We start from the raw sequence: 20,432 nt of genomic DNA, 5'->3' as shown, positions 1-20,432 counted from the left end.
CCCTAGTTGATGGGGGCCGGGCCGAGCTCGTCGATGAGCTTCTGCATGGCCACGTAGGCCCTGTTGCGGTAGGCGATGAGTTCCGGCGTGCGTTCGGCCGGGACGTTGAGGAAGCCCGCGCCGGACTTGGTGCCGAGTTTGCCTGCCTCCACCAGGTCACTCAGGATCTTGGGCGTGGCGAAGCGTTCCGGGAATTCGGTCTGCAGGGACTTGTAGCAGAAGTTGTAGACGTCCAGGCCGGCCATGTCTGCGATGGCAAAGGGACCGAAGAACGGCAGGCGGAAGCCGAAGGTGGTGCGGACCAGGGTGTCCACGTCCTCGGCGGTGGCGATTCCCTGCTCCACGAGCTGTGCGGCCTCGTGGAAGAGGGCGTACTGCAGGCGGTTCAGGACGAACCCGGTGACGTCCTTGACCACCGCGGTCTGCTTGTTGGCGGCATGGACCAGGTCACGGACGGCACCGATGGTGGCAGCCGAAGTGCCTGCATGCGGGATGATCTCCACGCCAGGGATAAAAGGGGACGGGTTCGAGAAGTGCACGCCCAGGAACCGCCCCGGGTGGGCGACCGGCCCGGACAGCTCCGCGATGGAGATCGTTGACGTGTTGGAGCCGATGATGGCATCGGCCCTGGCAGCGGCACTGATCCGTGCCAGCGTCTGGTGCTTGATGGCGATGACTTCGGGCACGGCTTCCTCGATGAAGTCGGCATCCGCCACAGCTTCCTCGATGTCCTTGGCCGCCCACAGATTCTGCTTCAGGATTTCCGTGGAACCGGCGGGGAACAGTCCGTCGGCCACGAACTGGTCCGATTCGGACAGCAGCCGCTCATAGTTGTTCTGCGCCACCTCGGCGGAGACATCGGCCAGGGCAACGCGGGCACCGCCCAGTGCCAGGACCTGGGCGATACCGCCGCCCATGTAGCCTGATCCGACGACGGCGATCTTGCGTGAGCTGTTGGAAGTTGTGGTCATGATCAGACTGCCTTCGTGTATTCGGGCTCATAGGAGCAGATGGCGTCAACCTTGCCGGCGGACGCGGAGTTTTCATCAAAGCGGTACTCGAGCCACTCGGCCACAAGCTTCTTGGCGAGCTCCAGGCCGATGACCCGCTGGCCAAGAGTGAGGACCTGGGCGTTGTTGCTGAGGACAGAGCGCTCCACGGAATAGCCGTCGTGAGCCGTCACCGCCCGGATTCCGGGGACCTTGTTGGCCGCGATGGCCACACCCAATCCCGTTCCACAGATCAGGAGTGCGCGGTCCGCTTCCCCATCCGCCACCTTTCGGGCGGCCTTGACCGCGACGTGCGGGTAAGCGGTGGCATCGTTGGCCCCAACACCGATGTCCAGTACCGAAGCGACACGGCTGTCTGCCGTGAGCAGCGTCTTCAGGGCGTCCTTGTATTCGACGCCGGCCTCATCGTTGCCGATGACGATGCGCCAACCTGCGTGGCTGTTCATGTCGTTGCTCCTTTTCCGGCCGCGGCGGCCAGTTCAGAATGTGCCAGCCCTGTGGAGCGGGACTCCGCAAGCCCGGTGTGGATGTATTCGGCAATCCGTTCGGCGATCAGTCCAAAGGAGACCGCGCCGGGGTCGGGGTGCCCCAGGCTTTTTTCGGCCAGCGGACGGGCGCGGCCCTTCAGCGGGCGCAGTTCCGCTGTTTTCGCGGCCGCCGCCCGGGCAGCGGAGGCGCCAACGGTGAGGGCCCCTGCCAGGGAGGTGCCGCCGTCGAACTCCCGGAGGAAGGCATCCCTGAACGGCAGGAGCGCGTCCACCATGGTCTTGTCGCCCGGCTCGGCCTTGCCGAGCTCCGTAATGGCGCCCACAAACGCGGTCACGGTGGCGGCCGCGTCGTCGTCGCCGTAGGTTTCCCGGTTGCCCAGTGCCAGTCCGGATGCGAAGACCGCAGATCCCCACAGTGCGCCTGAGGTTCCGCCGGCCCGTTCGCTCCAGGCTTCCCCGGCCGCTTCAAGTACCCGCCCCGCCGACGCGCCGGCCGCTGCGGCCTGCGCGGCGGCGTCGACTGCCGCCTCCACGCCCCTGCGCATGCCGATGCCGTGGTCGCCGTCGCCAGCTATGGCGTCCAGGTTGCCCAGTTCCTCTTCGTGTTCGACGACGACGTCCCGAACCTGCGCGAGGACGGCGGCCGACTTACGGCCCAGGTCAGCTGCTGACGCCGTCGTTTCCTCCGACGAACTGGCCACGGCGGCCTCCGGTCCGGTTATCTCGCGGCGGGCACGCGTTGCCAGGTTGCCCTTGCGGTAGGCCGGCGAGTCTGCGGGGGCGGCCCAGTAGTGTTCGAGTTCCTCATCCAGGCAAAGCAGGGTGAGGGAAAGACCGGACATGTCCAGGCTCGTGACCAACTCGCCGCACTCCGGTTCAACCACGGTCAGCCCGGCGTTGACGAGGAGTTTCTCGATCTTGCCGAACAGGAGGAAAAGTTCGTCGTACTTGACGGTACCGAGGCCGTTGACGATGGCCACCACGCGGCTCCCCCGGTAACCCGGGGTGTCCGCGAGGAGCCGGGAGACCAGCAGTTCGGCGAGTTCCGAGGCGGTGGGCATCGGGTGTTCCGAGATGCCCGGTTCCCCGTGGATGCCCAGGCCCAGGGACATCTGGCCGGCTGGCACGTGGAAGAGCGGTTCGCCGGCGCCCGGCAGGGTGCAGCCGTCGAACGCCACGCCCAGGGAGCGTGTGCGGTCATTGGCCTTGAGGGCGAGCCGTTCCACCTCGTCCAGGCTCAGGCCTGCCTCGGCCGCGGCACCGGCGATCTTGAACACTGTGAGGTCGCCGGCGATCCCGCGGCGCTTCCCGAGCTGGTCCGCCGGTGCACTGGCGATGTCGTCGGTGACCACCACGGTGCGGGTTTCGATGCCCTCGGCGTTCAAGCGCAGCTGCGCCTGGCCGAAGTGAAGGACGTCGCCCGCGTAGTTTCCATAGCTCAGCAGCACTCCCCCGCCGGCGTTTGCCTCTTTGGCCACGCGGTAGATCTGCCCGGCGGCCGGTGAAGCGAACATGTTTCCGCAGGCGGAGGCGGTTGCCAGCCCCGGCCCTACCAGCCCGGCGAAGGCCGGGTAGTGTCCGGAGCCACCGCCGACGACGAGTGCGACCTGGCCGGCGGGCACCTCAGTCGAGCGGACTACACCGCCGTTAACGCGGGCAACGTAGCCGCGGTTGGCAGCGACAAAGCCGTCCAGGGCCTCATCTGCAAAATCAGCGGGATTGTCGAAGATCCGGGTCATGGCTGTACCTACACTCCTGCGAGTTCCGCGGCGGGCTGTTGCCGCCCCTGGGACACCTGGCTCTGGCCCAGGGCGTAGCCGTCCTTCTTTGGCAGGACATGCCGGCGGAGGTATTCCTGGTTGCGGGCCGTGACGCTGAGGCCGTCTCCACCGTAGTGCTCGGCACAGATGATGCCTTGGTAGCCGGCGGCGAGTGCAACCTTGAAGGCTTCGCGGTAGTTGATGAGGCCGCTCTCCATCGGGGCGGGCATGGTGATGTAGCTGTCGCGGGCCACATCCTCATCCCGGATGTAGTTCTTCATGTGCCAGTAGTTGGAGTACGGCACGGTCTTGGCTACCATTTCGCGCCAGTCCTCGATGGGCCGGTGCAGCCGGATCAGGTTGCCGAGGTCCGGGTTGAGCCCAACATTGGCCAGGCCGATGTCCTGCACCAGCTGTACGGAGGAGTCCGCCGTGCCGAGGTAGGTGTCCTCGTACATCTCCAGGGACAGCAGGACGCCGGCGTCTGCTGCGTGCTTGCCCAGTTCACGGATGCGGGAGACTGCTTTGCCCCACACTTCCTTGTCCCCCATCGGGTCCTTATGGCCCTCAACGGTCCAGAACCACAGCTGCTTCTGCTGCTCCGGGGTAAGGGCCTGGTGCAGTCCGAAGGAGACCACTTCGCAGCCGAGTTCGGCGGCGGCGTCGATGGTCCGGTGGCTGTACGCGAGGTTGTCTGCCCATTCTGTCCCGTGGATCACGCTGCGGCGGATGGCGGAAATGACCGGGATCCCGATGCCCACGTTCTCGGCGGTCTGCTTGAACTCGGCGAGCCGCTCCTTGCTCAGATCGCCGGGACGGACCCAGCTGTCCGTCAGGTCGGCGTTGCCAAACCCGGCTTCCTTGACCTCAGTCAGGACTTCCGCCCAGCTGGCCGCGTCGGCGTCGTTGATCTGCGTGCCCTTGGCGTCTGTTCCCGGAAACTGCAGCAGTGCTGCGGTGATGGGCCAATTCTCAGCTGTGTAAGCCACGATGCTTCACTCCTTCATAATCCTCTTTCCTATAGGATCTACTATCAAAAAGAAGTTGTCAAGATCACATCCCCCTGCCGCTACCTACATTGGGCCGGATTAGCCTTCCGGGGCGTCGGCAATGGCCCGGGAACGAACCCTGCGGATATGGTCCGCCATGGCTGCCGCCGCCTTGTCCGGGTTCCCGGTGGTAACGGCGTCCAGGACTGCCTGGTGTTCCGCGATGGCGTGCTCGGCATCCGTAATGCCCACGCCGCCGAAAAGCCGGAACCGTTGGACCTGTCCCCCGAGGGCCGAGTATGCGGCCTCCATAAACTGGTTTCCGGTCTGCTGTGCAATCAGCTGGTGGAACCGCTCGTCCGCTTCGAGGTAGTCCTTGAACTCGGCAAACGAAGGCCCCCGCGGTGCGGACTTCAAGTCCTCGACGGCCTGCTCGAGCTCGGCGAGGCCACGCTGGTTGATGCGTTCACAGGCCAGCCGGGCGTTGACAGGCTCGATTGCCAGCCGGGCCTCCATCAGCTCTGCAAAATCCTCCCGGGTGAAAACGGGAGCCACGCGGTAGCCTTTCAGCGCCACCCTCCGCACCATCCCGGTGTGCTCAAGCCGCGCCAGGGCCTCGCGGACCGGGGTGGGCGAAACGTCCAACTCACGGGCCGTCCCGTCAATGCTGACCACGGCACCGGGCGTCAGCCGGCCATCCATAAGGGAGGCCAGGAGCTCCGCATAAACGTGGTCCGCCAGCACCTCGCGGCTCACCGCCCGGCCAGTCCTGCGGGGGCCGGTCTGGTCATCTGGCCTGCTGCCGGCGCGGGGGCCTTTGGACGCTTTCTGCATATTCAGATCCTATAGGAAGCGTCGGCCATCGATCGCTTCCGGGACGCCAAGAGCCCCGGCCAGGCGGACCTGGTCGGGGCTCTTTATGACGCTGTGCACGGACTCGTGGCCCGGGCCGAAGCAGCTCAGGCGAGCAGGGAGGGCTTCAGCTGCTGCAACCGGCCGAGGAGGCCGTTAATGAACGACGGCGATTCATCCGTTGAGAGCGTCTTGGACAACGCCACTGCCTCACTGACGGCGACGCCGTCGGGAACGTCATCGTTGTACAACAGTTCCCAGGTGCCGATCCGCAGGATAATGCGGTCCACCGAAGGCATACGTTCCAACGTCCAACCCTGGGAATAGGTCTCGAGGAATTCGTCGATGGCGGTCTGCTGTGAGACGACGCCCTCCACGATTTCCAGGGTGTACGGGTTCACGATCTGGTCAGTCAGTTCGCGCCGGGACCTGAGTACATCAAAAGCGGAAACCGAGCGCTGCTCAGCTTCGAAGAGAACGTCCAGCGCCCTGTTACGGGCCTTACCGCGTGCGCTCACTACTCGCTGACCCGGCCAAGGTAGCTGCCGTCGCGAGTATCGACCTTGACCTTGGTGTTGTTCTCGACGAACAGCGGAACCTGGATCTCGTAGCCCGTTTCCAGCGTTGCGGGCTTGGTGCCGGCGGACGAGCGGTCGCCCTGCAGGCCAGGCTCGGTGTACGTGATTTCCAGGACAACGCTGGGCGGAAGCTCAATGTACAGCGGGTTGCCTTCGTGGATGGCGATGTTCACCATCTGGTTCTCCAGCATGAAGTTCGTGGCGTCGCCAACAGTGGCGCCGGAGACCGTGAGCTGGTCGAAGTCCGAGGTGTCCATAAACACGAAGTCGGCGCCGTCCTGGTACAGGTACTGGTAGTCGCGGCGGTCAACCGTGGCGGTCTCGATCTTAAGGCCGGCGTTGAACGTCTTGTCTACAACTTTGCCGGACATCACGTTCCGCATCTTGGTCCGCACAAACGCGCCACCTTTGCCGGGCTTGACGTGCTGGAATTCGATGATGTTCCAGAGCTGGCCCTCGAGCTTAAGGACCGTTCCGTTCTTGATGTCGTTAGTGGTTGCCACTGGTATCCTCTGGTTTCTATCTGTCTGGTCAGTTGTCAGACGTTCTATGCCGGCCAGGCATGCCGAACGGCCCGCCAGCGCGTGTTTATCAAAAATCCAAGAACCATTCTACCGGTAAAACCAGGGCGGCTCGTGTCCGGTCTTTCCCGGCCACCTGCCCCCGGAACGTGACAGGTCTCTCAGCAGGCAAGATCCAGCACATCGCGCGCCCGCTGAAGCGCCACGGTGGACGAGTAAATCTGTGCCGCATCAGCCGATTGCGCGACCCGAAGATCCAGTGCACGGGAAAAGGCTTCCACCGCTGCGGACGTGTGTCCGGCGGCGTACTGGGTCTTGCCCAGATGTTGCAGGACCGCGGCTTCACGGTCAGTTCCGTGGAACTCCGCGAGCAGCTGGCGGAACAGGTCAAGGGCGCGGTCCGTGCGGTGAGTGACGCGCAGCACCTCGGCTTCGAACGTGCGAAGGCGGAAGGACTCTGGGTCTTTGAAGCGGGCCTCCGCAAGCAGCTCGGCCGCCTCCGCCGCATGTCCCTCCACGATCAGGACGAAGATCTGGTCCGACGGGTCCGTGGATGCCGCCAGGGCCTCGCGGCAGGCATCCTCGTTGACGATCTCCGGCAGCAGGGACTCCGGGCTGATCCTGATTCCGGGGAAGCCAGCCTCGGGCCAGTCGCTGGTGCCCTCCACGTTGCCCTGCATCAGGACGCGATTTCCTGGTAGGCCGCGAAGAGCAGGGATGTGTCCGGGACATCCAGGATGCCCGGCTTGGCGATCCCGTCCAGAACCACAAAGCGCAGGAGGTCCCCGCGTGATTTCTTGTCCCGCCGCATGCCGTCCAGCAGTCCCTGCCAGCGGTCGCGGCGGTACGTGACGGGGAGGCCCAGGGTTTCCAGGATGCTGCGGTGGCGATCGGCGTCGGCGTCGCTGAGCCGGCCGACGCTGCGGGCAAGTTCAGCGGCGAACATCATGCCCACCGATACTGCCGCGCCGTGGCGCCAGGAGTACCGCTCCACGAGTTCAATGGCGTGGGCCAGCGTGTGGCCGTAGTTCAGGATTTCGCGCAGCCCGGATTCCTTGAGGTCTTCCGAGACGACTTTGGCCTTGACCGCAATGGCGCGTTCAATGAGTTCCCGCAGGGCGTCCGAGCCGGGGTCGGTGGCCGCCGCGGGGTCCTTTTCGATCAGGTCAAGGATGGTCGGATCTGCGATGAAGCCGCATTTAATGACTTCAGCCATACCGGAAATGATTTCGTTCCTGGGCAACGTGTTCAGCGTGTCCAGGTCCACCAGCACGCCGGCCGGCGGGTGGAAGGAGCCCACGAGGTTCTTGCCCTCTGCGGTGTTGATGCCGGTCTTGCCACCCACGGAAGCATCCACCATGCCCAGCAGGCTGGTGGGCATGTGGATGACCTTGACGCCGCGGAGCCAGGTAGCCGCCACAAAACCCGCCAGGTCGGTGACCGCCCCACCGCCCACTGCCACGATGGCGTCGGAGCGCGTGAAGTCGTTTTGGCCCAGGACCTGCCAACAGAAAGCAGCAACCTGGACGTGCTTGCCCTCCTCGGCGTCCGGGATTTCCGCCGTCAGCGAGGTGAAACCAGCTGCAGCGAGTTCGTCGCGGACAGTGTCACCCGTGAGCCGCAGAGCACGGGGATGGATGACCAGCACACGCCGGACCCGCTCCCCCAGCAACGCCGGAAGGTTCCCCAGCAGACCGCGGCCAACTACGACGTCGTAATTCTGCCCGGCGGATTCGCCGGTGACCTTGATGACTGTTGAATCAACGCTCAATTTTCAACTTCCTGTTTGGCGGCCGCGTAGTCACGCAGCGCAACTTCGAGCCGGTGTCCCAGCTCGCTGACCGAGCCATGGCGGACATCCACCACGAGGTCGGCCAGCCGTTCGTAAACGGGTTTCCTGGTAAGAAAGAGTGCGGACCATCGGGCCATGGCATCGCCGGCGAGCAGCGGCCGGCCCGAGTTCCGGGCAATGCGGACGGCCACAGTTTCCTCATCACATTCGAGGTACACCACTGTGCAGCGCCCCAGGAGCTGCTGCGTGCCGGAATCCAGCACTGCACCGCCACCCAGCGAAATCACGCTGGCTGAGCCTTCTGCATGTTCCACAGCGCTGGCCACGGTCCGGGCCTCAATCTCCCGGAACGCGTGCTCGCCGCGGCCTGCAAAAATGGAGGCGATACTGCCATGGGCGTCCACGATCAGATTGTCAGTATCGACAAACGGCACGTCCAGCAGCTTGGCCAGCTCGTGGCCGATCGCGGACTTTCCCACCGCCATGGGTCCGATGAGGACAATGGGCCGGTTGCCAGGCACACCGGCCTTACGGCTCCCGGGCACTAGTGGCCGATCGAGTCCAGGGATGCCGGAATGTTGTCCAGGTAACCCTTGATGTTGCGGGCGGTCTCCGCCACGGAGTCACCGCCAAACTTTTCGGTTACGGCTTCGGCCAGCACCAGCGCCACCATCGCCTCAGCTACAACACCGGCGGCTGGCACGGCACAGACGTCCGAGCGCTGGTGGTGCGCCTTTGCAGGCTCGCCCGTGCTGACGTCGACCGTGCGGAGGGCGCGGGGCACCGTGGCGATGGGCTTCATTGCTGCACGCACGCGCAGGACGTCGCCGATGCTCATGCCACCTTCAATGCCACCTGCCCGGTTGCTGGTACGGATGATCTTGCCGTCCGCGTCCTTGACGATTTCGTCGTGGGCTGCGGAACCGCGGCGCGCAGCTGTCAGGAAGCCGTCGCCGACTTCCACGCCCTTGATGGCCTGGATGCCCATCAGGGCGGCGGCGAGCCGGGAGTCGAGCCTCCGGTCCCAGTGAACGTAGCTGCCCAGTCCCGGCGGCAGCCCATACGCGAGGACTTCCACTACGCCGCCCAGGGTTTCGCCTTCTTTGTGTGCGGCGTCAACCTCGGCCACCATGGCGTTGGACGTCTCGCGGTCAAAGCAGCGCAAGGGATCAGCGTCGAGTGCGATCACGTTCGCGGGAACGGGCAGCGGGCGGCCCTCGGGCACCGTCACGCTGGCGATCGAGACTGTATGACTGACCAGTTCGATGCCGAGCGCCTTAAGGAACTGGGACGCGACCGTGCCCATGGCAACACGGGTGGCGGTCTCCCGGGCGCTGGCGCGCTCCAGGACTGGTCGGGCTTCGGAGAACCCGTACTTCTGCATGCCCGTGAAATCTGCGTGTCCCGGACGGGGCCGGGTCAGGGGCGCGTTGCGGGCCTGGTCCGCCAGGATTTCCGGATCCACCGGATCGGCAGCCATGATCTGCTCCCACTTGGGCCATTCGGTGTTGGCTACCTGGACGGCCACCGGACCGCCCTGGGTCAGGCCATGGCGGACGCCGCCGAGAATGGTGACGACGTCCTGCTCGAACTTCATTCGTGCGCCCCGGCCATAGCCAAGGCGGCGGCGAGCCAGTGAGTCGGCAATCTGCCCGCTGGTGATTTCAACACCGGCGGGGACGCCTTCAATAATTCCCATCAGGGCCGGACCATGGGATTCACCGGCAGTCAACCAACGCAACATAATTTCCATCCTGCCACGTATGGCGGTCAGAACGCCCGTCGGGGAAGGCCGACTGCGTCACACATCACATCTATGACAGCTGCATTCACGTCATCGCCGCGGCCGGTGAACAAGCGTACCTGTTCCACCGCCTGGTACATCAACATCTCGAGTCCGGGCACCACCGCACCCCCGCCGGACTGCCACGCCGACGCAATCTGGCTGGGCCACGGATCATAGGCCACGTCCAGGAGAACCCCGGGTGTTCCGGTTCCCAAGGCGGCGATTTCCGCCGCCAGCCCGTCCGCTGCGCGCGGCGGGAGCGTGGAAATTACGACGTCGGCACTTGCGGTCGGAACGGCGGCTTCGGTCAGCGGCCGGACGACGATGGAAAGACCCACTCCGGCCGCGGCGGCGCGCGCTTCCCCTGCCCGGGAGATATCCCGGACGAACACCTGCGCGTGCTGCGTGCCCAGGTCCTTGAGCGCGGCCACTGCGGCTGCGGCGGTACCGCCTCCGCCCAGGACCACGGCAGCGGGGCTGGCTGCCACCCCGGCGTTAAGGACAGCGTTGACGATGCCGGCCACGTCGGTGTTGTAGCCGATGCGCCTGACGGAGCCGAGGTTTTCCTCGAAGGCGACGGTGTTGACCACGCCCAGTGTCCTTGCCACGCCGCGGACTTCGTCCACTTCGGCAAACATGCCTGATTTCAGGGGCATGGTCACGGACAGTCCACGCCAGCCCTGCTGCGTCCTGATCTGTTCCATAAACGCCGGCAGCGACTGCTCGGTCAGGTCCAGGGCCGTGTAGCCGATGTCCATCCCGAGTTTGCCGTAGGCCGCAAGGTGCAGGGCCGGGGACTTGGAGTGGCTGATCGGATGGCCCAGGACGGCGGCCCGGAGACTCATGCGCAGCGGCCCACGTTGGCCTGGCACCAGGTGTTGTACTGGTTGACGTAGATGTTGTGTTCGTCGAGCGTCTTGGAGAACTTGGTCTCCTTCGTGTCCAGGTTGATGGTTACCCAGTACAGGTAGTCGTTCGTTTTGGGCTTCGCCGCCGCATCGATGGCGGTCCTGCCCGGGGAGCCGATGGGCCCCGGCGGCAGGCCCGGGTTGGCGTATGTGTTGTACACGTTGGATTTGTCCCGGCGTTCTTCATCGGTGAAGTTGAAGCTCTTAGTGCCGAGCCCGTACGTCACAGCAGAATCCACCTGCAAAAATCCGGAGGTCTGGTCATTCGGCTTGAGGCGGTTGTAGATGGCCCCGGCAACGTCGCCGTACTCAGCCTGTCCGCCTTCGGCCTGGACAATGCTCGCCACGATCACAGCTTCATACTGCTTCGCCGGATCAGTGATGCCCTGTGCCACAAGTTCGTCCGTGGTTACTTTCACCAGCGACTGGAGGATTTCCTTGGCCGGTGTGCCAAGCGGGAAGCGGTACTCCCCCGGGGCGAGGAAACCCTCAAGGTTTTTGGCGTTGGCTGGGAGCCCAAACTGTGCGGGAGCGTTGCTGAGCTCCTTCAGTTGCTGCAGCGACACACCGGAGCCCTCGGAGATGGCCTGAAGCGACTCCCCGACCCTGAGACCGGCACTCAAGGCGAAGTAGATGACCTTGCTCTTGTCGGTGCCGAGCAGGAGGCTGACGGCGTCGGAGTTCTTCATTTCCATCTTGAATGTGTAGTCCCCCGGCGACAGGGTTCCGCCCGAGGAAGCAAATGCCTGCAGGAAAGTGTCAGCGTTGGCCACGACTTTTCCGCTTTCCAGTTTGGTGGCCACGGAGCGCGTACCTTCACCTGGCTGGACCGAAACTATGACTTCGCCTGTACCGGGGCCGGGGTAGTCGGCCGCCTTATCGTTTCCCAGCAGGGGCTTCAGGAACTGCGCGCCCACGGCGATCGCTGCCACGAAGACCACGAGAGTCAGGAACAGTGCCAGGAGGCGGCGCCGGCGCCGCACCTTCTTGGAGGGCTTTGCCACTACGGAACCCGCGGCTGCGCCGGCGAACAGGCCGGAGTCGGCATGATCATCATCTGGATAGTGGTCATCCACAAGGTGATCATCAAGGTGGCCTGCATCATGGTGTTGCCCGTCCGGATACTGGTGTCCGGCGTCATGGAGCGCTTCGCCAGGGTTGTGGTGCCCGGCGTCATGGAGCGCTTCGCCAGGGTTGTGGTGCCCGGCGTCGTGGGCTTCATGAAAGTGCTGGTCTTCAGGGTGGTATTCCTGATCCTGGGCGTCATCCGGATGGTGGTCTGCGATGGGTCCGGCGTCCTGGATGGAGGGCGGCACATCCGGAGCTGTGGGAATAATCGGCTGCAGCTCAGTCTCGGGCGCATGGACCGGTTCGGGTGCGTGGACCGGTTCGGGTGCGTGGACCGGGTCCGGCTGGGGCTCAGGAGCGGGTGCAGCTTCGGGACCGGGAGCCGTGGCAGGTCCAGGCGCATCCTGCCCCGTTTCGTAGGCCTGTTCGGGAACCACATCGCTGCTTCCCGTGTGCTTCTCCAGGGCGCGCAGCTCTTTTCGGGTCAGCGGCCTGGCGCCATCGTTGCTCGTGGCGCCTGAGGCGTCGTCATTATTGGACGGGCTCACTGTAGCCTTCCGTGTTCTGGGATCGGGTCGTGCCTTCAGGGGCCGCATGTTCGGGCTGAACCGCCGAACCTGCTCCGGATGGCCGAGTACGCGGCGGCGCAGTCACGCGGCTGCCAACGTCCGTTCCCCTGGCTTTCTGCATGTCGATGGCGTGCTGGAGGATGCCTGCCGCCGCGACCTGATCCACCACTTTACGGTGGTTCCGGCTGCTCAAGCCAGCTTCGTGCAGGTTACGGTGCGCCGTAACACTGCTCAGGCGCTCGTCCACCAGGTTGACGGAAACATCCATTTCGCGGGCAACGAACTCCGCAACCAGCAGTTCGGCGTAGACGGTGGCCATCCTGGCAGAGGCGTGTTCCTCGCCCTTCATGGTGCGTGGCAGCCCGACGAAGACCTGGACGGCGCCGAGCTCCGCAGCGAGCGACACGATGACACGCACGTCGGAATTCCTCTTGACGTTGCGGTCCAGGGTCTTGTGGGGGGTGGCGAGGATTTCGTCCCGGTCGCAGATGGCGACACCCACGCGCACGGTGCCGACGTCTACCCCCAGTTTAATGCCCTGCGGATAGACGGCGGCGCCAACGGATTCTGTCACAGCTTCCCTAGCGCCGGGAGATGGCGTCCACAACGGCGGCCAGCGCCGGTGCGATGTTGGCGGCGTCCGTGCCGCCACCCTGGGCAACGTCGTCCTTGCCGCCGCCGCCGCCGCCGAGGATTCCGGCCGCGATCCGGACCAGGGCACCGGCTTTCACCCCGGCTTCCCGGGCTGCTTCGTTGGTGGCCACAAGAATCATGGGCCGGTCATTGCTGACACCGGCCACTGCCACGGTGGATGCTCCCGAACCGAGGCGGTTGCGCAGGTCGAGGGCGAGGTTGCGGATGTCGTCTGCCCCGCCGATCTGGCCGGCGTCGTGTGCGATGACCTGGATGCCGGCCGCGTCCCGTGCTGTGCCCACGAGGTTTCCGGCCGCCGCGGCGATTTGTTCCTTCCGCAGGCGGTCGAGTTCCTTCTCCGTGGCCTTGAGCTTGTTCAGCGTGCTGGCGATCCTGTCGGCGAGCTGGCCGGAAGGTACTTTGAGCATCTCGGTCAGTTCAGTCACCAGGGCGCGCTCGGCGGCCAGATGGCGGAAAGCATCCATGCCCACGAAAGCCTCAACCCGGCGGTTGCCTGAACCGACTGACTGCTCGCCGAGCAACGACAGGCTGCCGATCAGGGACGTGTTTGCCACGTGCGTGCCGCCGCAGAGTTCCCGGGACCACGCGCCGTCGATCTCCACAACACGGACTTCGCTGCCGTAGTTTTCGCCGAAGAGCGCCATGGCGCCCAGCGCCTTGGCCTCTGCCAGGCCCATGACCTTGGTCTCCACGCGGAAGTTGTTGCGGATGGTGAGGTTGGAAACTTCCTCTATTTCCGAACGCGTGGCGGTGCTGAGGCCTTCGCCCCAGGCGAAGTCGAAGCGCAGGTAGCCGGCCTTGTTGTAGGAACCGCGCTGGGTTGCTTCGGGGCCGAGGATCTGGTGCAGGGCGGCGTGCACAATGTGCGTGCCGGTGTGGGCCTGCTCGGCCGCGTGGCGCCGCTCGCGGTCCACGGCTGCGCGGACCAGCGAGTCGGTGCCGATCTCGCCTTCGCGGACGATTGCCTTGTGGACGCTCAGGCCTTTGAGGGGCCGTTGGACGTCCAGAACCTCGACGACGAATCCGTCACCGGTGATGAGGCCGGTGTCGGCCGATTGGCCGCCTGCCTCAGCGTAGAACGGGGTCTCCGCCAGGACGAGTTCAATTTCGTCGCCTGTGGCGGCGTGCCCCACGTTCTGTCCGCGGCTCAGGATGCCCCGGACCCGGGACTCACCATCCAGCTCGGTGTACCCGGTGAAGACAGTCTCGCCCTGCGCCAGCAGCTCCTGGAAGGCGCTGAGATCGGCGTGGCCGCCCTTCTTGCCCTTCGCGTCGGCCTGCGCACGGTGGCGCTGTTCGAGCATCAGGCGGCGGAATTCCGGCTCATCGACCTTGAGGCCGGCTTCCTCAGCCATCTCCAGCGTGAGGTCGATCGGGAATCCGTAGGTGTCGTGCAGGGCGAAGGCATCGGCGCCGGACAGCGCCGTGCCGGCGGCTTTGGACTCCGTCACGGCGTCTTCGAGGCGGGCGGTACCTGAAGCGATGGTGCGAAGGAAGGCCCGCTCTTCGGCATAGGCGATCCGGCTGATGCGGTCAAAGTCGGTTGCCACGATGGGGTAGACGCCCTTCATGGCATCACGTGAGGCGGGGAGCAGGTCCGGCAGGCAGGCCTTTTCGACGCCGAGCAGGCGCATGGAACGCACGGCGCGGCGGATCAGGCGGCGCAGGACGTAGCCGCGGCCCTCGTTGGACGGGGTCACGCCGTCGGCGATCAGCATGAGGGCCGAACGGATGTGGTCGCCCACCACCCGCATGCGGACGTCGTCCGTGTGGTGCGGATCCTCGGGTGTTTCGGCCGACGTGTATTCCCGGCCCGACAGTTCGGCTGCCTTGTCGATCACAGGCCGGACCTGGTCGGTCTCGTACATGTTCTCGACGCCCTGCAGGATCATCGCGAGGCGCTCCATGCCGAGGCCGGTGTCGATGTTCTTTTTGGGCAGCTCCCCGACGACGTCGAAGTCGTCTTTGGAGCGCACGTTATCGATCTGGTACTGCATGAACACCAGGTTCCAGATTTCAACGTAGCGGTTTTCGTCCGCAATGGGTCCGCCCTCGACGCCGTAGGCGGGACCCCGGTCGTAGTAGATCTCCGAGCAGGGGCCTGCTGGGCCCGGCTGGCCGGTGTGCCAGTAGTTGTCGGCCTTACCCATACGCTGGATACGCTCGGACGGAACGCCGGTGTTTGTCAGCCACAGCTCCTTGGCTTCGTCGTCCTCTTCGTAAACCGTCACCCACAGCAGTTCCGGCGGAAGGCCGTAGCCGCCGTCGTCCACGCTCTTGGTGAGCAGCTCCCAGGCGTACTTGATGGCGTCTTCCTTGAAGTAATCGCCGAAGGAGAAGTTGCCGCACATCTGGAAGAACGTGCCGTGGCGGGCGGTTTTGCCCACCTCTTCGATGTCACCCGTTCGGATGCACTTTTGAACGCTGGTGGCCCGGTCGAATGGTGCCTCTTCACGGGCAGTCAGGTAAGGGATGAACGGGACCATTCCGGCCACGGTGAACAGGAGGGAGGGGTCGCTGGAGACCAGCGAGGCGGAGGGAACCGCGGTGTGCCCTTTGCTGACAAAAAAGTCCACCCAGCGCTTTGTGATCTCCTGCGACTTCATGAGCTGATTACATACCCTTCTCGGTTCACGCGTTGTGCCACGCATGACTTATTGATTCAGACGGCAGCGCCGGCAAGCGGCGGCTGCTGGTTTAATTCCCGCGCGATTTTCCCGTGCGTTCAGCGGTGGGCTGGATCCCGCGATGGGACGGCCGGGGAATCGATCCCGAGGGCGGCCCGGAGGTCCGTCTCGCGCTCATGCATTCCGGCACGCACGGCATCGGCAAAGTCGTACACGCCGTCGGCCAGCCGGCCCACGGCGCGGTTCAGGCCCTCGGGCCCCAGGTTGGACTGGGCTTCGCTGATCTTGCGGAAAGCGATGACACCAATGGCCACGCCGATTCCCATCCAGACAAATCGCTTCATTTCAGTTCTCCGGTGGCTTAGCGGCTACGACGGCCGGGGGCGGGCTTCTTGCGGTTGGCGAGGGCCGAGCGCACGCCGTAGCTGAAGGCCGCCACCTTGATCAGCGGTGAACCCACGGTCGCTGCAACGAGTGATGACAGCGCCGAAAGGTTTGCCGACGCATCCGAAACGTTGGAGGCGATGCCATCCACTTTCTTGAGCTGCTGGTTCGTGGTGGAGACGGTCGCCGTGACTTCGTCCATCAGGGGCGTGGCGCCATCGCTGAGGGACCGGATGGACGTCCGAATTTCTTCCAGCACACTGCCGAGCTTCAGGATGGGCACGGCGAGCAGCAGCACCAGGAGTGCGAACACTCCGGCCGCGATCAGGCCGGCAATATCGCCACCAGACATAGACGTTCAACTCCTTGAAACTGACGTGGATCTTTTATCTCCGCGTACGCTGCCTTGATGCGTTCCGCAGATGTCCCCCAAGTACCTTACATACAAAGAAGCCCGTGGCGCTTGCCACGGGCTTCTTTGGATACGCTGCTGGGATTTAGCGTGCGTAGAATTCGACGACGAGCTGCTCTTCGCAGGTTACGGGAACCTCGGAGCGCTTCGGGCGACGGACCAGGCGGGCCTGCAGGGCGTCAAGCTTGACGTCCAGGTAGGCCGGAACCTGGGGCAGGACGTCGCGGTGTGCGCCGGCTGCTGCAACCTGGAGCGGAACCATGGTTTCGCTGCGGGTGTGGACGTGGACAAGCTGGCCTTCGCTGACGCGGAAGGACGGGCGGTCAACACGGATGCCGTCAACCATGATGTGGCGGTGCACAACGAGCTGGCGGGCCTGGGCGATGGTGCGGGCGAAGCCGGCACGCAGCACGAGGGCGTCAAGACGCATTTCGAGCAGTTCGATCAGGTTTTCACCGGTCAGGCCCTTGGTCCGGCGGGCTTCTTCGAAGGCGCGGGTCATCTGGGCTTCGCGGATGCCGTACTGGGCGCGCAGACGCTGCTTTTCGCGCAGACGTACGGCGTAGTCGGAGTCCTGCTTCTTGCGGGCACGGCCATGCTCACCGGGGCCGTACGGGCGGCGCTCCATGTACTTGGCGGCCTTGGGGGTCAGAGCAATGCCGAGTGCACGCGAGAGGCGTGCTGTACGGCGAGCACGAGTGTTGTTAGCCACTTGTGTCCTTCCAATATCTGCGGTGTGTCAGTGTTACTGGCCTCCATAATGGAGAGCATCGGCCAACCGCTGCCTTTTGCTACTGGGCACAGGGCTACCCCAACGAACCAGCAGAAAATACTGAAGGATGGGGAGATTGCGTCCGCGCCTTGCCAGACAACGAACAATCTTAGCAGGATTCGCCTGCAATCCCACACTCCGGCCGCCTCTCCCCCGCGTCACTCCGGTGGCAGCACCGCCGGGGTCACTCCACCACGCACGCCGGTCAGGTGCCGCGGATGATCTTCCGCAGCCGTTCGAGGCGCACGGCAATGTCCCGTTCCGCACCGTTGCCGGTGGGCTCGTAGTAGTCCCGGCCCACCAGGTCATCCGGCGGGTACTGCTGGCTTGCCACGGAATGGGGCGCATCGTGGGCGTACTTGTAGCCGAGCCCGTGGCCCAGCTGTTTGGAGCCCGGGTAGTGCGCATCACGCAGGTGCGCCGGGATCCCGTTGCCCAGGCCGGCACGGACATCCGCGATGGCCTTGTTGATACCCATGTATGCGGCATTGGATTTCGGCGCGGTGGCCAGGTGCACCACAGCCTCGGCCAGGACGATCCGCCCTTCGGGCATGCCGATCAGCTGCACCGCCTGGGCGGCGGCAACGGCCGTCTGCAGCGCCGTGGGGTCCGCCATTCCCACGTCCTCCGCCGCCGAAATCACGATGCGCCGGGCGATGAACCTCGGGTCCTCCCCAGCCTCCAGCATCCTGGCGAGGTAGTGCAGTGCGGCGTCCACGTCGGACCCGCGGACGGATTTGATGAAGGCGCTGGCGACGTCGTAGTGCTGGTCCCCGGCGCGGTCGTACCGCACGGCGGCCACATCCAGGGCACGTTCGGTGTGCTTGAGCTCGACGGTGACCAGCGAGTCGGCATCGGCGTCGTCCGCATCCCCGAATGCCACTCCCGCCGCCGCTTCGAGGGCTGTCAATGCACGGCGCGCATCGCCGCCGGCGAGCCTGACGAGGTGGGCCAAGGCCTCAGGGCTGAGCTCCACTTTCCCGTTCAGGCCGCGATCGTCGGACACGGCGCGCTGCAGGAGCCCTTCGATGTCCGCCTCCGTCAGTGGTTTCAGGGTGAGCAGGAGGGAACGGGACAGCAGCGGCGAGACCACCGAAAAGGACGGGTTTTCGGTGGTTGCCGCCACAAGCACCACCCAGCGGTTCTCCACGCCGGGCAGCAGGGCATCCTGCTGTGCCTTGTTGAAGCGGTGGATCTCGTCGAGGAAAAGCACCGTGGTGGTTTTGTAGAGATCCCGCGCTGTGAGGGCTTCGTCCATGACCCGACGAACGTCCTTGACGCCCGCGGTGATGGCCGACAGCTCCACGAACTTCCGCCCCTTGCCCTTGGCGATCACGTGGGCGAGCGTGGTTTTTCCGGTCCCGGGCGGTCCCCAGAGGATCAGGGAGCTGGGGCCCGCCGGACCCAGGGCGTCGGTGCCGGCCGCCAGCTGCCGCAATGGCGATCCTTGCCCCAGCAGGTGCTGCTGGCCCACCACATCATCGAGCGTGCGTGGCCGCATCCGGACGGCCAAGGGGCTGCGCGGCGCGGCGGTACGGCCGGACGACGGCGGTTCGTCACTGTCGTCGTCGTCATTGCCATGCCCTTGGGCGAAGAGATCATCCACATAGATAGGCTACTCATTAGTTCACCGCCCCACTTCCGCCCTCCATTTTCCGCCCGCCACCTAAGGGATCCCGCCATGAGCGCACGCAGCACCACCGGCGCCGGCCGTCCGGGGTCCGTCAGGACCGCGTTTGTGTCCGGCGAACGCCTGCCCGGATGGGCGGAGCGTTTCGGGGCCGCGCACGGCGGCTTCCGGATCAGCGATGACGACGCCGGCGTGCGGCTTCTGGCGGCCGACGGCACCACAGCACTGCTCCAGGCGCCTTGGCCACCGGACGGACGCCCTGGACGGGGAGCCGATCCGCTGGCGCGCCTGGCCTCCGTCGCCGCCCAGCCCCGGACGGCCGGACTGGTCCTGGTGCGGCGCGGCGGCTACGCGGCGGCCGTGGCCAGGGAAGGCATCCTGCTCGCGTCCAAAACGGGCACCCGCTACGTACAGTCCCGCACTGCGGCCGGTGGCCAGTCCCAGCAGCGGTTCGCACGCCGCCGGGCCAACCAGGCGGATGAGCTGGTGGAGAAAGTGGCAGCATATGCAGCAGCAGCCTTCGGCGGCCAGCCTTTGGAGTATCTTGCTCCCGGCGGGGACCGGACCCTTGCTGGGCTGGTCATGGGCCACCCTGCCCTGAGGCCCTATGCCTCACTCCCCCGGCTGGACTTCCTGGATGTGCCCGATCCCAACGGCTCGGTGCTGCGGAAGGCCGCCGCGGATGTCTGCGCGGTCAGGATCCAGGTCGCCGACGCGCCGGCGACCAACCCGGCAAACAACCCGAATTTCCCGGCCGCTTAGCAGCCGGTCAGATGGCGCTTGGGCCGTTCCTGCCGGTAGAGGTAGCGGCCGGTTTCCCGGAATCCCGCCTTGGCGTAGAGCTGCTGGGCGCCGGAATTCGCTACAGTGACCAGCAGCCAGTAGCCGGCTAAGTTCCGGGCGGCGCCTTCGTGCAGGAGTGCCCGCATAATCCGCAGGGCATGGCCGCGCCGCCGGGCGTCCGGGCGGGTGGCCATGCAGTAAAGCCCGCCCCAATCCCCTGTCGCCTCCGCGTCAGGAACAGCCAGCCGTCCGACGGCGGCGGGGGCGCCGTCGTCGGACCTCACCAGGGCATACACCGACGGGCAGCCTGCCAGGATGCGGCGTGCTGTCTCCCGCTGGCCCGGGCCGCCGCGGCCATCGACGCTCCACCACAGCGCAAGCCACTCATCGCTGGCGTCCGGGGAGATTTCGACGCCGGGATCGGCCACCGCGGGGTAGGTCACCGCTGGTCGAGCCGCAGGTTGGTCCGCCCAGTTGGCGCCGCTGCTCCGGCACATCACCAGTGTTTCGGCTTGCCGGGTGAAGCCTTCCCCGTCGAGGACGGTATTCAGTCCGGTGGAGCGGGGATCATCAAAGACCTGCAAAATCAGGGGCAGGCGCCGGCTGCGGTACCACAGCCGCGCCGCACGCAGAGCCTCGTGCTGCTCGTGGGTCTCGCCTTCCGGCTCGCGCGGCCAGACCGAATTCGCGCGTTGGGTCACGCCGGAGGCCGCGCGAAGCACCCAGCCGTCGGACTCCTCGCGCTCCGGGGCCGGCCAGGCCGCATCCATCATCGCCTCAAGCCCCGGCATGGACGGTGCTGGGACTGAAATTGTCATGGCATACCACCCTTCAGAATGCGAAAGACCC

General features: G+C 65.4%; 21 protein-coding genes. 1 reads left to right on the top strand and 20 read right to left on the bottom strand.

The window, feature by feature from the left end; genetic code table 11:
- Positions 1-2 precede the first annotated feature (2 nt).
- From DAD99_RS17910 to DAD99_RS17820, 19 genes are all read right to left on the bottom strand, one after another.
- A complete protein-coding gene (locus DAD99_RS17910; protein WP_185260647.1) occupies positions 3-971 on the bottom strand; it encodes a 3-hydroxyacyl-CoA dehydrogenase family protein in 969 nt (322 codons plus the stop codon).
- A 2-nt stretch (positions 972-973) separates the two neighbouring features.
- Positions 974-1,456 (bottom strand): ribose-5-phosphate isomerase, encoded by a 483-nt coding sequence (locus DAD99_RS17905; protein WP_193342588.1) that lies wholly within the window; start codon positions 1,454-1,456, stop codon positions 974-976.
- Positions 1,453-3,237 carry a dihydroxyacetone kinase family protein gene (locus DAD99_RS17900; RefSeq protein ID WP_193342587.1) on the bottom strand — a complete coding sequence of 595 codons (1,785 nt, stop codon included), beginning with the start codon at positions 3,235-3,237 and terminating at the stop codon, positions 1,453-1,455. The genes DAD99_RS17905 and DAD99_RS17900 overlap by 4 nt, the downstream gene beginning before the upstream one ends.
- A gap of 8 nt (positions 3,238-3,245) precedes the next feature.
- Complete coding sequence (locus DAD99_RS17895; protein WP_193342586.1) at positions 3,246-4,247, bottom strand: sugar phosphate isomerase/epimerase; 1,002 nt, start codon at positions 4,245-4,247, stop codon at positions 3,246-3,248.
- A gap of 99 nt (positions 4,248-4,346) precedes the next feature.
- Positions 4,347-5,081, bottom strand: a complete 735-nt coding sequence (locus DAD99_RS17890) for a GntR family transcriptional regulator (protein WP_193342585.1) — start codon at positions 5,079-5,081, stop codon at positions 4,347-4,349.
- A gap of 125 nt (positions 5,082-5,206) precedes the next feature.
- Positions 5,207-5,617 (bottom strand): transcription antitermination factor NusB, encoded by a 411-nt coding sequence (nusB, locus tag DAD99_RS17885; protein ID WP_056340263.1) that lies wholly within the window; start codon positions 5,615-5,617, stop codon positions 5,207-5,209.
- Positions 5,617-6,180, bottom strand: a complete 564-nt coding sequence (gene efp, locus DAD99_RS17880) for an elongation factor P (protein ID WP_056340266.1) — start codon at positions 6,178-6,180, stop codon at positions 5,617-5,619. Before efp ends, nusB begins: the two co-directional genes overlap by 1 nt.
- 179 nt (positions 6,181-6,359) lie before the next feature.
- Complete coding sequence (locus tag DAD99_RS17875) at positions 6,360-6,878, bottom strand: tetratricopeptide repeat protein (RefSeq protein ID WP_185260653.1); 519 nt, start codon at positions 6,876-6,878, stop codon at positions 6,360-6,362.
- Positions 6,878-7,969 (bottom strand): 3-dehydroquinate synthase, encoded by a 1,092-nt coding sequence (aroB, locus tag DAD99_RS17870; RefSeq protein ID WP_185260654.1) that lies wholly within the window; start codon positions 7,967-7,969, stop codon positions 6,878-6,880. Before aroB ends, DAD99_RS17875 begins: the two co-directional genes overlap by 1 nt.
- Positions 7,966-8,511, bottom strand: coding sequence for a shikimate kinase (locus tag DAD99_RS17865; protein ID WP_309233372.1), 546 nt, complete (start codon positions 8,509-8,511; stop codon positions 7,966-7,968). The genes aroB and DAD99_RS17865 overlap by 4 nt, the downstream gene beginning before the upstream one ends.
- A 23-nt stretch (positions 8,512-8,534) precedes the next feature.
- Positions 8,535-9,734, bottom strand: coding sequence for a chorismate synthase (gene aroC / locus DAD99_RS17860; RefSeq protein WP_193342584.1), 1,200 nt, complete (start codon positions 9,732-9,734; stop codon positions 8,535-8,537).
- A 26-nt stretch (positions 9,735-9,760) separates the two neighbouring features.
- On the bottom strand, positions 9,761-10,621 hold the full coding sequence (locus DAD99_RS17855) for a shikimate dehydrogenase (RefSeq protein ID WP_193342583.1): 861 nt from the start codon (positions 10,619-10,621) through the stop codon (positions 9,761-9,763).
- Entirely contained in the window at positions 10,618-12,300 is a 1,683-nt protein-coding gene (gene mltG / locus DAD99_RS17850) for an endolytic transglycosylase MltG (RefSeq protein ID WP_193342582.1), read from the bottom strand. Before mltG ends, DAD99_RS17855 begins: the two co-directional genes overlap by 4 nt.
- On the bottom strand, positions 12,284-12,895 hold the full coding sequence (gene ruvX / locus DAD99_RS17845) for a Holliday junction resolvase RuvX (protein ID WP_193342581.1): 612 nt from the start codon (positions 12,893-12,895) through the stop codon (positions 12,284-12,286). The genes mltG and ruvX overlap by 17 nt, the downstream gene beginning before the upstream one ends.
- A gap of 7 nt (positions 12,896-12,902) precedes the next feature.
- Positions 12,903-15,581, bottom strand: a complete 2,679-nt coding sequence (alaS, locus tag DAD99_RS17840) for an alanine--tRNA ligase (RefSeq protein WP_193342580.1) — start codon at positions 15,579-15,581, stop codon at positions 12,903-12,905.
- 119 nt (positions 15,582-15,700) lie between these two features.
- On the bottom strand, positions 15,701-15,946 hold the full coding sequence (locus DAD99_RS17835) for a DUF6167 family protein (RefSeq protein WP_227008205.1): 246 nt from the start codon (positions 15,944-15,946) through the stop codon (positions 15,701-15,703).
- 17 nt (positions 15,947-15,963) lie between these two features.
- Complete coding sequence (locus DAD99_RS17830) at positions 15,964-16,338, bottom strand: DUF948 domain-containing protein (protein WP_111907697.1); 375 nt, start codon at positions 16,336-16,338, stop codon at positions 15,964-15,966.
- A 145-nt stretch (positions 16,339-16,483) separates the two neighbouring features.
- Positions 16,484-17,110 carry a 30S ribosomal protein S4 gene (rpsD, locus tag DAD99_RS17825; protein ID WP_058932352.1) on the bottom strand — a complete coding sequence of 209 codons (627 nt, stop codon included), beginning with the start codon at positions 17,108-17,110 and terminating at the stop codon, positions 16,484-16,486.
- Positions 17,111-17,375: 265 nt separating this feature from the next.
- A complete protein-coding gene (locus DAD99_RS17820; protein WP_193342579.1) occupies positions 17,376-18,776 on the bottom strand; it encodes a replication-associated recombination protein A in 1,401 nt (466 codons plus the stop codon).
- 75 nt (positions 18,777-18,851) lie between these two features.
- On the opposite strand from DAD99_RS17820, the gene DAD99_RS17815 reads away from it, so the two are divergent.
- Positions 18,852-19,562 (top strand): acVLRF1 family peptidyl-tRNA hydrolase, encoded by a 711-nt coding sequence (locus DAD99_RS17815; RefSeq protein ID WP_193342578.1) that lies wholly within the window; start codon positions 18,852-18,854, stop codon positions 19,560-19,562.
- Here DAD99_RS17815 and DAD99_RS17810 read toward each other — a convergent pair.
- Positions 19,559-20,401, bottom strand: a complete 843-nt coding sequence (locus DAD99_RS17810) for an N-acetyltransferase (protein WP_193342577.1) — start codon at positions 20,399-20,401, stop codon at positions 19,559-19,561. The genes DAD99_RS17815 and DAD99_RS17810 overlap by 4 nt on opposite strands.
- Positions 20,402-20,432 lie beyond the last annotated feature (31 nt).

The organism is Pseudarthrobacter sp. AB1 (genome assembly GCF_014926485.1).
Classification (GTDB): Bacteria; Actinomycetota; Actinomycetes; order Actinomycetales; family Micrococcaceae; genus Arthrobacter.
The sequence above is the reverse complement of the archived record's forward strand: the minus strand, read 5'-3'. Positions and strand labels throughout refer to the sequence as shown.

Coding starts and splice junctions, on each gene's coding strand:
- DAD99_RS17910 (WP_185260647.1), bottom strand. CDS start 971: ATGACCACAACTTCCAACAGCTCACGCAAGATCGCCGTCGTCGGATCA.
- alaS (WP_193342580.1), bottom strand. CDS start 15,581: ATGAAGTCGCAGGAGATCACAAAGCGCTGGGTGGACTTTTTTGTCAGC.
- DAD99_RS17905 (WP_193342588.1), bottom strand. CDS start 1,456: ATGAACAGCCACGCAGGTTGGCGCATCGTCATCGGCAACGATGAGGCC.
- DAD99_RS17875 (WP_185260653.1), bottom strand. CDS start 6,878: ATGCAGGGCAACGTGGAGGGCACCAGCGACTGGCCCGAGGCTGGCTTC.
- aroC (WP_193342584.1), bottom strand. CDS start 9,734: ATGTTGCGTTGGTTGACTGCCGGTGAATCCCATGGTCCGGCCCTGATG.
- DAD99_RS17810 (WP_193342577.1), bottom strand. CDS start 20,401: ATGACAATTTCAGTCCCAGCACCGTCCATGCCGGGGCTTGAGGCGATG.
- DAD99_RS17900 (WP_193342587.1), bottom strand. CDS start 3,237: ATGACCCGGATCTTCGACAATCCCGCTGATTTTGCAGATGAGGCCCTG.
- DAD99_RS17815 (WP_193342578.1), top strand. CDS start 18,852: ATGAGCGCACGCAGCACCACCGGCGCCGGCCGTCCGGGGTCCGTCAGG.
- DAD99_RS17855 (WP_193342583.1), bottom strand. CDS start 10,621: ATGAGTCTCCGGGCCGCCGTCCTGGGCCATCCGATCAGCCACTCCAAG.
- DAD99_RS17890 (WP_193342585.1), bottom strand. CDS start 5,081: ATGCAGAAAGCGTCCAAAGGCCCCCGCGCCGGCAGCAGGCCAGATGAC.
- DAD99_RS17835 (WP_227008205.1), bottom strand. CDS start 15,946: ATGAAGCGATTTGTCTGGATGGGAATCGGCGTGGCCATTGGTGTCATC.
- DAD99_RS17830 (WP_111907697.1), bottom strand. CDS start 16,338: ATGTCTGGTGGCGATATTGCCGGCCTGATCGCGGCCGGAGTGTTCGCA.